The organism is Candidatus Hydrogenedentota bacterium (genome assembly GCA_018005585.1).
Lineage (GTDB): Bacteria > Hydrogenedentota > Hydrogenedentia > Hydrogenedentales > JAGMZX01 > JAGMZX01.
Genome location: JAGMZX010000166.1, coordinates 1 through 12,150 on the forward strand (window position 1 = coordinate 1; position 12,150 = coordinate 12,150).

The 12,150-nt window shown below is 63.3% G+C and carries 8 protein-coding genes; 6 read left to right on the forward strand and 2 right to left on the reverse strand.

Translation table 11 applies throughout. From position 1 onward, the window contains the following. Positions 1–323: SH3 domain-containing protein (locus tag KA184_20465; protein ID MBP8131960.1), on the reverse strand; the 323-nt coding region annotated here is incomplete at its 3' end. Positions 324–529: 206 nt separating this feature from the next. Between KA184_20465 and KA184_20470 the strand changes: the two genes are divergently transcribed. The 6 genes from KA184_20470 to KA184_20495 all read left to right on the forward strand — a co-directional run bounded on the left by KA184_20470 (position 530) and on the right by KA184_20495 (position 10,814). Next, positions 530–1,879 carry a UDP-glucose/GDP-mannose dehydrogenase family protein gene (locus KA184_20470; GenBank protein ID MBP8131961.1) on the forward strand — a complete coding sequence of 450 codons (1,350 nt, stop codon included), beginning with the start codon at positions 530–532 and terminating at the stop codon, positions 1,877–1,879. Between the two features lie 802 nt (positions 1,880–2,681). Beyond that, positions 2,682–6,278, forward strand: coding sequence for a pyruvate:ferredoxin (flavodoxin) oxidoreductase (nifJ, locus tag KA184_20475; protein MBP8131962.1), 3,597 nt, complete (start codon positions 2,682–2,684; stop codon positions 6,276–6,278). 60 nt (positions 6,279–6,338) lie between these two features. Continuing rightward, the gene (locus KA184_20480) at positions 6,339–7,340 is read left to right on the forward strand and encodes a dihydroorotate dehydrogenase-like protein (protein MBP8131963.1); all 1,002 of its coding nucleotides are present in this window, start codon (positions 6,339–6,341) and stop codon (positions 7,338–7,340) included. A 322-nt stretch (positions 7,341–7,662) separates the two neighbouring features. After that, positions 7,663–8,190: a hypothetical protein gene (locus tag KA184_20485; protein ID MBP8131964.1), complete on the forward strand. Its 528-nt coding sequence runs from the start codon at positions 7,663–7,665 to the stop codon at positions 8,188–8,190. Next, the gene (locus tag KA184_20490) at positions 8,187–9,638 is read left to right on the forward strand and encodes a hypothetical protein (GenBank protein MBP8131965.1); all 1,452 of its coding nucleotides are present in this window, start codon (positions 8,187–8,189) and stop codon (positions 9,636–9,638) included. The genes KA184_20485 and KA184_20490 overlap by 4 nt, the downstream gene beginning before the upstream one ends. A gap of 39 nt (positions 9,639–9,677) precedes the next feature. Next, complete coding sequence (locus tag KA184_20495; GenBank protein MBP8131966.1) at positions 9,678–10,814, forward strand: glycosyltransferase family 4 protein; 1,137 nt, start codon at positions 9,678–9,680, stop codon at positions 10,812–10,814. 253 nt (positions 10,815–11,067) lie between these two features. Here KA184_20495 and KA184_20500 read toward each other — a convergent pair. Beyond that, positions 11,068–12,150, reverse strand: a 1,083-nt coding sequence (locus KA184_20500; GenBank protein ID MBP8131967.1) for a tRNA uridine-5-carboxymethylaminomethyl(34) synthesis enzyme MnmG, incomplete at its 5' end; no start/stop codon positions are given.

Genomic DNA, 12,150 nt, shown 5'->3' on the forward strand with positions numbered 1-12,150 from the left:
GTGCAGAGGAGCAGTTCGGTCTCGTAGGCCGCCTGACTCGCTCCGGCCCGTGCGCCCAGGCGCAGGTATTGGCTGTGCATCCAGCCCGTGACGCCGAGATTCACCGCGCGCACCTGCACCCACGGCGACTTGTCTTCGGGCGTCGCCAGCACAACGACGCGGTCGCCCGTGTTCAGGTGTGCCGCAATCCCGTCGCCTTCTGAGGGACCTTGGCGCAGCCGCACGCGTTCGCCGGATACCGTCGCCAGGATGTCCTCGCTGAATACGGCGCTTGCGAGCCCGGCCATGAGCAGGAGCGCCGCGAAAAATGGGCCGTGCCTCATCAGACAATCCTCTCTGTTCACGTCAGGGAATCTTGCCTTACAGGAATAAGAATACCCGTGCATGGCGTTTGTGTTCCTCAAACGTTATGGCTTGAAAGAGGCTGGCGCCGCGGGCCGGGCGGGCGAAGCTTGCGTTTTGGGTATATGGTAGACTCTTGTTCCTACCGGAAGACCGTCTGATTTCCATCAAAGAAAGGCTGCTGTCCATGCGGATTGCGATTATCGGAACCGGATACGTGGGTCTTGTCAGCGGCGCCTGTTTCGCGGAACTGGGCCATGATGTCATCTGCGTCGACATCGACGCAGCCAAGGTCGAGGCGTTGCGCTCCGGCCATATCCCCATCTTTGAACCCGGACTGGAAGAATTGGTCAAGGTCAACGTCGAAGACAATCGCCTGTCGTTCACAACGGACGTAGAGGAAGCCATAAAGCGGTCGATCATGATCTTCATCGCCGTGGGTACCCCGGCACTGCCGGACGGAACCGCTGATCTGCGTCACGTGTTCGACGCGGCCCGGAGTGTTGCGCGCCACATGGACGGCTACCGCATTATTGTCGACAAATCGACGGTGCCCGTGGGCACGTCGCGCAAAGTCGCTGCTGTCGTGCGCGGGGAATTGGAGAAGCGCGGCGAGGACTTCGAGTTCGACGTCGTCTCAAACCCGGAATTCCTGAAGGAAGGCGCGGCCATCGAGGATTTCATGAATCCTGACCGCGTCGTGATTGGGTGTGACAACGTGCAGGTCCGCGTGATCATGGAGGAGTTGTACTCGCACTTTGCGCGGAACGCGCGGCCCATCCTTTGCATGTCACCCGAGTCGGCGGAGATGACGAAATATGCCGCGAACGCCATGCTCGCGACGAGAATCTCGTTCATGAACGAGATCGCCAATCTCTGTGAAGAGGTCGGCGCGGACGTGGACGACGTGCGCAACGGGATCGGTTCCGACCACCGCATCGGCTACCGGTTTCTCTTCTCCGGCATCGGCTACGGCGGCTCGTGTTTTCCGAAAGACATCAAGGCGTTGATCCACACGGCGCGCGACGCCGGACGGGAAGCGGCACTGCTGGGCGCGGTTGACGCGATCAACGACGGGCAGAAACACAGCCTCCAGCAGAAGATCCGCGGCTACTATGGAGATGCGCTCGACGGCAAGCGGTTCGCGGTCTGGGGCCTTGCGTTCAAGCCGGAAACGGACGATGTGCGCGAAGCGCCGGCCATCGTGATCGTCCGGGAATTGCTGGAAGCGGGCGCGCACGTGCGCGCGTATGACCCGAAGGCGGCGGAAACCGCGGCCCATGCGCTCGGCGGCCACGATCGCCTGACCTTCGTTGACCGCCATTACGAGTGCGCGGAAGGCTGCGACGCCCTCGTGCTCTGCACGGAATGGTCTTTCTTCCGCAACGCGGACCTCGAGCGGGTGAAGCAATTGCTCAAGACACCCGTGGTCTTCGACGGACGCAATGTGTACCGGCCCGACAAGATGCGCAAGCTCGGCTTTGACTACTTCTCAATCGGCCGCGCCCCTGTGCGGGCCTATTCGCGTCAGGCTTGAGCGGAGCGCGGTCGGGCAGGCCCGGCCTCAAGCCTCGCCAGGATGGCTTCAAACAGAGAAACGCTCGGTTCGCGACAGACGCCGCCCAATTACGCCGCCGCATCCGTGTGCGCCGTCCCTTGGCGCCCATTTCCGGACCGCGCAGCCCTTGCGCGTTCGTACTCAGTTTCCAGACCCGCGACACGCTGGAAAGCATCGTCTCGGCGGCACGCTGTTGCACGCTATTCCAGTCACTGCCGCGGCTGATCATGGCCGGCTGGCGACCCCGCCAGAAGACGAATCCCCCGTACGCGATCCCGGCAGGCACGACAAGAACTGCGGCGGTGAAGCATCCCACGGGAAGGGATGGGAAATAAACGCGTGATTCGACTGGCAACGTCGCGTTCCTTGTCTCTCAAACCCGTTGTCGAAACCAGGTGTGGCGCATGCGGGCGCATCAGAGCAGGAACAGGGTTATGGAACAGGGCCGGTGCCCCACGGCGCGGGAGGAATCCCGATTTGCGATAAAGTCCATGAAATCAGCCCCGCAAATGTGCTATCATCGCCGGGAGATTGGCAATAATGCCGACCGTTTGCGGTGTGTGGCCTTTGGGGCGGATTCCCAAAGCCTTCCCCGGCCCTAGCATCCCGTGCGCCCGGAGTGGCCGCTGGATGTTCAGGATTGGTCATGCAAGGACAGACCCTTGTTGTCCGGAACGTTTCCGGACCGTATTGCGCCAGGGGCCCGGTATCAACGCGACACAGCCGGTCTGCATACCTGTTCGGCATTGCGCCGGAAGAACCATGATTGGAGGCAGTGAAGATGGAACGACCCAAGACGACGCTGGATGCGAATGAGGCGGTCGCCAAAGTAGCCTACAAGGTGAACGACGTGGCGGCGATTTACCCGATCACGCCGTCATCGCCGATGGGCGAATGGATGGACCAATGGGCGGCGGAGGGCAAGACGAATTTGTGGGGTTGTGTGCCGCACGTGATCGAGTTGCAGAGCGAAGCAGGCGCTTCCGCCACGGTGCACGGCGCACTTCAGACCGGGTCTTTAACCACCACCTTCACGGCGTCGCAGGGGCTCCTGCTGATGATCCCGAACATGTTCAAGATCGCCGGTGAACTGACGCCGACGGTCTTCCACGTTACCGCGCGCACCGTGGCCGCGCACGCACTCTCCATCTTTGGAGACCACAGCGACGTTATGGCCGTGCGCGCCACCGGCTTCGGGCTGCTGGCCTCCAATTCCGTTCAGGAAGCGCATGACCTGGCCCTGATCGCCCACGCGGCCACGCTCGAGGCGCGCGTCCCGTTCCTTCACTTCTTCGACGGGTTCCGCACCTCGCACGAGGTAAACAAGATCGAAGAACTGCTCGAAGACGATATGCGCGCCATGATCAGCGAGGAGTCCGTCCGGGCGCACCGTGCGCGCGCCATGACGCCGGACCGGCCCATCCTGCGTGGCACGGCACAGAACCCCGATGTCTACTTCCAGGCGCGCGAGACGGTGAACACTTTCTACAACGCATGCCCGGGAATCGTGCAACAGGCAATGGACAAGTTCGCTCAGGTCGTGGGCCGCTCGTATCATCTGTTTGATTACGTGGGAGCAGCGGATGCCGAACGCGTCATCGTACTCATGGGTTCGGGCGCGGAAGCCGCGGAAGAAGTGGTCGAATGCCTCGTGAAGCGCGGCGAAAAGGCCGGCGTGCTCAAGGTCCGCCTGTACCGGCCCTTCTCGACGAAGCACTTCATCGAGGCGCTCCCACCTTCCGTCAAGGCGATTGCCGTGCTCGATCGCACCAAAGAACCGGGCGCCGGGGGCGAACCGCTCTACATGGACGTCGTCACCGCGCTCAGCGAGGCAGCCGCGGAGGGCGCTTCGCATTTCAAGGTCGCGCCGACGGTCATCGGCGGCCGCTATGGGCTCTCCTCCAAGGAGTTTACGCCCGGCATGGTCAAGGGCGTTTTCGACGAACTGCTCAAGGACAAGCCCAAGAACCACTTCACCGTCGGCATCGTGGATGACGTCACTCATTCGAGCATCGAATACGACCCCGGCTTCGTCACCGAAGACCCGGACACGGTGCGCGCCATATTCTTCGGTCTGGGCGCCGACGGCACCGTCGGCGCGAACAAGAACTCGATCAAGATCATCGGCGAAGACACGGCCAACTACGCGCAAGGCTACTTTGTCTACGACTCGCGCAAGTCGGGGTCGATGACGACCTCCCACCTGCGCTTCGGGCCGCGGCCGATTCGCTCAACGTATCTCATCGATCGCGCCAACTTCGTCGCGTGCCACCAGTTCCCCTTCATGGAGAAGGCGGACGTCCTCAAGTGCGCCGAGGAAGGCGCGGTGTTCCTGCTGAACAGCATCTACGGGCCGGATGAAGTCTGGGACCATCTGCCGCGCACGGCTCAGCGGCACATCATTGAAAAGAACCTGAAATTCTACGTCATCGACGGCTACGAGGTGGCGAAACAGGCCGGCATGGGCGGGCGTATCAACACCGTGATGCAGACCTGCTTCTTTGCCATCAGCGGCGTGCTGCCCCGCGCCGACGCCATCGAGGCGATCAAGACGGCTATCAAGAAGACCTACGGCAAGCGCGGCGAGTCCGTGGTGAAAAAGAACTGGGCCGCCGTCGACATGTCCGTCGACCATATGCACGAGGTGAAGGTGCCGGGCGAGGTCACAAGCACTTTCGACCTGCGGCCGCCCGTGCCGGCCGAGGCGCCCGAATTCGTGCAGCAAGTGACGGCGAAGATTATCGCGGGCGAGGGCGACTCATTGCCCGTCAGCGCGTTGCCCGTTGACGGCACCTTCCCCACCGCTACCACCCAATGGGAAAAGCGCAACATCAGCCTCGAAATCCCGGCATGGGATCCCGATGTGTGCATTCAATGCGGCAAGTGCGCGCTCGTGTGCCCGCACGGCGTCATTCGCGCCAAGGTGTACGATGCCGCGCTGCTTGACGGCGCCCCGCCGGCATTCAAGACGGCGGTCCCGAAGTGGAAACAGTTCAAGGACCTCCGCTACACCCTGCAGGTGGCACCGGAAGACTGCACCGGCTGCACGCTGTGCGTGCAGGTGTGCCCCGCGAAGAACAAACAGGAAGTAAAGCTCAAGGCAATCAACATGGTCGAACAGCCGCCCATTCGCGCGCGCGAAGCCGCGAATTGGGACTTCTTCCTCAAGCTGCCCGAAGCGGACCGCACCGCGTTGAGCCTTGGCATGGTCAAGGACGTGCAATTGCTCCGGCCGTTGTTTGAGTTCTCGGGCGCTTGCGCCGGCTGCGGCGAAACGCCTTATATCAAGCTCGTCTCGCAGTTGTTCGGCGACCGCGCGCTTATGGCGAACGCGACCGGCTGCTCGTCGATCTACGGCGGGAACCTCCCGACAACGCCTTGGACCGTGGATGCGGAAGGGCGCGGCCCGAGCTGGTCCAACTCGCTCTTCGAAGACAACGCGGAATTCGGCCTCGGTATGCGTGTGACCCTCGACAAGCAAATCGAGTACGCGCGCGCGCTCGTCATGCGCCTGGAGAGCCTGCTCGGCGCAGAACTCGTGCAGGCCTTGCTCACCGCCGACCAGACTACCGAGGTGGGCGTTGCGGAACAGCGCAAGCGCGTCGCGCAACTCAAGGCGCGCCTGCAGGGCAAGGATAGTCTCGAATCCCGCGAACTGCTCAGCGTGGCGGACGCCCTCGTGAAGAAGTCGGTCTGGATCATGGGCGGTGACGGCTGGGCGTACGACATCGGCTACGGCGGGCTCGATCACGTGCTCGCAAGCGGCCGCAACGTCAACATTCTGGTGCTGGACACGGAGGTGTATTCGAATACGGGCGGACAATGCTCGAAATCGACGCCGCGCGGCGCGGTGGCCAAATTCGCCGCCGCGGGAAAGCCCGCGGCCAAGAAGGACCTTGGCCTCATGGCCATGATCTACGGCACGGCGTTCGTAACGAAGGTCGCCATGGGCGCAAATGACGCGCACACGGTGAAGGCGTTCCGCGAGGCCGAATCCTACGACGGGCCCTCGCTCATTATCGCGTACAGCCATTGCATCGCCCACGGCTACAACCTGGCCATGGGCATGGAACAGCAGAAGGCCGCCGTGCAATCCGGCCACTGGCCGCTGTTCCGCTTCGACCCGCGGCTGGCCGCCGAGGGCAAGAATCCCTTCCAGCTGGATTCAAAGGCCCCGGCTATTCCGCTCAAGGAGTATATCTACAACGAGACCCGGTACAAGATGCTCGCATTGAGCGCGCCGGACGTTGCCGAGACGCTGCTCCGCAGCGCCCAGGAGGACGTCGCGAGGCGGTGGCGCCTGTATGAGCACCTGGCCTCCATGCGCGGCGATGCCGATATCGCAGCCGCTGCCTCGGAAGCCGTTCACGCGGAGTGAGTAGTAGACACACAGCACAGTAATCCGGCGTCGAAACGTCGGCTTGAGGAGAGTCATGATATGGAAGAATTGAAGACGATGTATCTCGGCATGCGGCTCAAGAACCCGCTCGTGGTGTCGCCTTCGCCGTTATGTGCCGGGCTGGACAATATCCGGCGCATGGAAGACGCGGGCGCGGCGGCCGTGGTGCTCCACTCGCTGTTCGAAGAGCAACTCCGCCATGAGAGCAACAGTCTCAACGAAAACCTGATGCAGGGCACGGACGCCTTCGCCGAATCGCTGAGCTACTTCCCGGAACCGTCCGAATTCCGCCTTGGGCCGGACAAGTATCTCGACTTGATCCGCCGCGCGAAGGACGCCGTCGATATCCCGATTATCGGCAGCCTCAATGGCGTGTCCGAAGGCGGCTGGACCGAGTATGCGCGCCTCATGGAGGAAGCGGGCGCCGATGCCGTCGAGTTGAACGAGTATTTCCTGCCCACGTCTCCAGACATGAGCGACGCGCAGGTGCAAGACATTTACGAAAACCTGGTGCGCAGCGTAAAAGCCAATCTGAATGTCCCGATTGCCGTCAAGATCGGCCCGTTCTTCACCGCATTGCCCTACGCCGCGAAACGGCTGGCCGAAGCGGGCGCCGACGCCCTCGTCCTTTTCAATCGTTTCTATCAGCCGGACTTCGACCTGGAAGAACTCGAGGTGAAGCCGGACGTCGTACTCAGCGGATCGAGCACCCTGCGCCTGCGCCTGCGCTGGGTCGCCATCCTGTATGGCCGCATTCAGGCCGACCTGGCCATCTCCGGCGGTGTCCACACGCATGAGGACATCGTCAAGTCCATGATGGCCGGCGCGCAGGTCGCCATGATGGCCTCAGCCCTGCTCCGTCATGGCATCGGCCATATTACGACGGTGCTGAATGCCCTCACACAATGGATGCGTGAGAAAGAGTACGATTCCATACAGATGATGCAGGGCAGCATGAGCCAGCGCTCCGTCCCGGACCCGGCAGCCTTCGAACGGGCCAACTACATGCGCGTACTGACCTCCTACACACCGGCAACGTAACGCCTCTTCTTCTGCTAGTCTCTTGACAGCGTCCCGCCCCTCTGGTGGGGCGCTTTTTGCTCTCCGCGTTCCGTGAGCACCCGCAATGGCATATACTGACTACAAAATGACGTCGATCACAGAAAAAGAGTCTTGACATTCTGCCGTTTCTATGACATATTCGCCTCGTTCTGGGGAAAGAATGGAGCCGTCGGCGCAAGCCATGTACGCGCTGGCACAATGTAACGATACTGCCATGGACGCAGCGACAACAGAAACCCGTCAGAGAGCCCCCGAGGCCGCTTTGGCGGCGATTTTCACATCTTCCGCACGTGTCGCCGTTTTGCGCGTTTTTCTCCTCGACCCTACCCGCGCCTATTACCAGCGCCAGGTCGAGACTGCTTCGGGCCAGCCGTTGCGCGCGATCCAGCGGGAACTGGACCGCTTGACCGAGGCGGGCCTGCTCTACCGGCGCGAGGAGGGCAACCGCGCTTATTACCAGGTGGACCCCGATTTCGCGCTCTACCCGGAACTGCGCGCACTGGTGTTGAAGGCGGCTCCACCCGCCGACGTGTTGCGCAGTATCGTCGCCCTCGACGGGGCGGTTCGGCTGTGTTTCCTGGCCGGGGACGGTCAGCACGCGCTCGCGGTGGGGACGGGGGCGTCACGTCCCGCGGTCCCCTTGGTGAAGGGCATTGCGGTGGAAGCGCTGACCAGCGACGAATTCATTGAAGCGTTGCGCACGAACCGGGCAACGCTGGATCCCTATCTGCGCGACGGATGCGACCTGCTCGGACGGCGGGAAGACGTCATCTGGCGCCGCATCGACAAGGCTGGCTACACCGTGCGCAAAGGAGTTGGTGTCCCATGAGAGAAGGTTCGGGAAAGATCGCGCGCCTCTGCGCGTCGTGGCGGGATACGCTGACGGATTCGGCCAAATCCGAGCAACACCGCTACGCGGAGGAACTGCTGCGGCTGCTTGGCTGGGACGAACCCGCCGCCGGCACGCCCGGGGAAGCGTCGAAAGAGCTTTGCGCGCGGCCGTATCTGCTGCGCGCGGCCGGCCAGCAGACGCTGGCCGCGTACTTCGTCCTGCCGGGCACGCTCGAGCCGCCGTCAAATGTCGTCGAGCACGGCCTGGATTTCTGTCTGGCCACGCGCATGCTCACCTCGGAGGCGCAAGAGGCGGGATTCGCCTACGCGTTGATCACGGATTTATATCGTTCTTATCTCTATGACTTGCGCACGGACGAACTGCTGTTGTGCGCGGACGAGCCGGAGGACTTCGACCGCGAGTTCGCCGAGGTGCTGCGCCGGACGAGTGTCGAGCGCGGCGCCCTCGAGGAAGTGCGCCGGGAACCGCGCAGCACGACCGCGCGCCGCCTGCGCGAATGGTGTGAACGCTGGACCGCCGTGGTCGCGACGCGCGGCCGCATTGCGCCCGACACGGCCAGCCTCGTCATTGACCGGCTGCTCGTCGTGCGCTATCTGTTCGCGCATAACATCCTGCGGCGCACCAAGTGGCGGCTGGAACAGCGTTTCCAGAAACTCTCCTCACGCGCCGCCAACTCCGACACCGCCGGTCTGAGCCGTGACCTCATGCACCTCTTCCACGACATGTGGTTCGACTGGCGCATTGACCTCTTCGAGCCCGTCCCGGAACTGGACAAGGCGCTCGGCGACGACCACCTCGCCGCGTCGATGCTTTCCGAATTTGCCTTGCTCTCCCGCGGCAAGTTCAGCATCGCGACGATCCTGGAAAGCTTCAACCACGGCGACCCGCGCGAGAAGATGCTCGTGCGCATCGTGCCGGACGTGAATGAGGAGCGCGAGCGCTACCTGTCCAGGCAGACCATCGATACGGCGGACGACGCGCGCATCGAAGTGGACCTGGCGGAAGAAGGATATCGCGCCATCTTCTACTGGTTCGACAAGGTGGTCACCCTGTACGAGCGGCTTGCGGTCGACTTCGACGCCCGCGCCCGCCGCACGCTGCCCGTCACGCAGGACATGGACCTCTTCGCGTGGTCGGAACTGGACGCGGACCGGCCCGGCGCGTGTGCGGACAAGTTCGCGTATGCCTGCGAGAAGGGCCTGCGCGTCTATTTTCGCGGGCCGCGCCAGTTCCGCGTCAGCAGGCTTATGCTTACCCTGCACCTGATCAACCGCTATGACCAGCTTCGCTTGCCCGTGGCGGTATTCCCGAGCATTAAGACCGCCCTCGAGGAGCGGCCCGTCCTGTTGCCCGCTGATCGGATGCTCTGCCGCACCACACCATTCCGTGACGCCAACAAGAATGGGCAGGAGTGTGAGAACTGACCCCGCCGCCCTGCGCGGCAAACCGGCGGACGCACAGCCGTGAAAATCTGCATCCTCAGCGTCCTGCACGAACCGCGCGATAAGCGCGTCTACCAGAAGATCGCGCGCAGCCTGCGCCGCGCGGGGCATGAAGTCGTCTACGCCTGCCCCAGCGACACGTCCCCGCCTTTGAGCGGCGACGGCATCCGCTTCCTGACCATCCCGGTATCGCCCTCGAAGCGATGGCGCCTCGTGGCGCTTGCGCGGCTCGTGCGGCTGGGCCGCCGCGAAAGAGCCGACGTGTATCTCGCCGTCGAACCGGAGTCCTGGGTGGCCGCGATGATCGTCAAGCGCCTGTCCGGCGGCAAGGTGGTATTCGACATGCACGAACACGTGCCCACCGAGTTCGCGAAGTTCTGCCCGCGCTTCCTGCGGGCGTTCATGACGCGCCTTACGGTCCTGCTCATGCGCCTGTTCGCGCGGTATACCGACCACGTGATCCTGACGCGCGAAAGCTTCGAGCTGGAGTGGTCCGGCCTGCGCGTGCCCCGCACGACAATCATCAACACAAACCACTTGCAGCCCATGTGCCCCGGCGTGCCGGAGGAACTGCGCGCGCGCTATGCGCATCGCCCGGCCATCATCCATCAGGGACTGTTCGGCGACGTGCGCGGTTCTTATCAGTTGCTCCAAGCCATGAAGATCCTCGTTCGCGAGGTTCCCGACATCATGTGCATCATCCTGGGCGGCTACGTGTACGGCAGCCTCGACGACTACCGCGCCGCCGTCCGCGACGCCGGCCTCGAAGACCACATGGATATCCTGGGTGTCGTTCCTTACGAAGCCGTGCCCGCCTACATCGCCGTCTCGCGGGTCGGGTTGATCCTCCTGCAGCCGGGACTCGTCAACCACACGCTCGCCATGCCACACAAACTGTTCGATTACATGCGCGAGGGCAAGCCGGTCGTCGCCCCCGGCTTCTCCGTCGAGGTGGCGCGCATCGTCCGCGAGGCTGACGCGGGCCTGCTCGTCGATGTGACGAGGCCGGAGGCTATCGCCGGTGCCGTGCTGCGCCTCCTCCGCGACCCTGAGGAAGCCGCGCGCCTCGGCGCCAATGGCCGCCGCATCGTAGAAACGAAGTACAACTGGGAGCGAGAAGAAGAGCGCCTGCTTGGCGTGTTCTCATCGATCGCTTAGTGGGCTGTCTTACAGACCCGCCGACGTGTTGCCGTGTTTCCTGGGAAGTGCGGCAGCCTGTTACCGCTTTTCTTCGGGCAGCTTGCTGACCGGCGATTTTCTTGTCGCGGTGCAACCTGCGCGAAGCTCAAAACGCAGGCAAACTTGCGCACGCCACGCCTTGACCGTGGTTCTGAAACGGTGCACTCAGGCGGACCGGGAAATAAGGCATGGCCGCGCCCCGCTTCGACGCCGCTGGTAATACCTCAATAGATTACTCCTCGATGACCGCCTCGATTTCGTCTTCCCCCGCGCTTTTCGAGATACGGTCCACGTAGATATGCAGAATGGCGAGGTCCGCCGCGCGAACGCCGGGCACACGGGCGGCCTGCCCGAAGTTGAGAGGCCGGACCTGCTTGAGGCGCTGGCGGCTCTCGTGGGGCAGGCCGGGCACCGCGTCATAGTCGATTTCGTCCGGAATACGGCGGTCCTCTGCCTTGCGGAATCGCTCGACGTCGCGGTCCTGCCGCTGGAAGTAGCCCTCATACTTGACGCGAATCTCGACTTGTTCGGCGGCCGGCGGGTCGATGGGGGCGGGCGGCGGCGCAAAGCGCCAGACGTCCCTGACCGTCACATTGGGCCGGCGCAGCAGTTGCTCCGCGGTCTGGGGGCTCGCAATGGGCGCGCCGCCGCACTCGATCAATAGTCGGTTCAGTTCCTCGCTCGGGCGTATCGGAACATTCCGGAGGCGGGTCATTTCGCGAGCGGCGGCATCTTCCTTCGCTCGAAGCCGGTTCAACACCCCGTCGTTCCCGAAGCCGTACTGGGCAAGCCGCGCATCGGCATTGTCGTGACGCAGGTGGAGCCGGTACTCGGCCCGCGAAGTGAACAGGCGGTACGGCTCAAGCACGCCGCGCGTAACGAGGTCGTCCACCATAACGCCAATGTACGCCTCATGGCGGCCGATGACCAGCGGCGGCTCGCCTCGCAGATAGCGCACCGCGTTCAGGGCCGCGTACAGCCCCTGCCCCGCGGCCTCTTCATAACCGGACGTGCCATTGATTTGCCCCGCATGGAACAGGCCGCGGACGGCCTTCGTTTCCAGGTTGGGCTTGAGTTGCGTGGGCTCGACGAAGTCGTATTCGACGGCGTAGCCCGGGCGCAGGATTTCCGCCTGTTCGAGACCGGTGATCGTGCGCAACATCGCCAGCTGCACGTCTTCCGGAAGGCTCGTCGACAGGCCGTTTACGTACACTTCCGCGGTCTGCAAACCCTCGGGTTCGAGAAAGATATGGTGCCGCGTCCGCTCCCGGAACCGGACCACCTTGTCCTCGATGCTGGGGCAATAGCGCGTGCC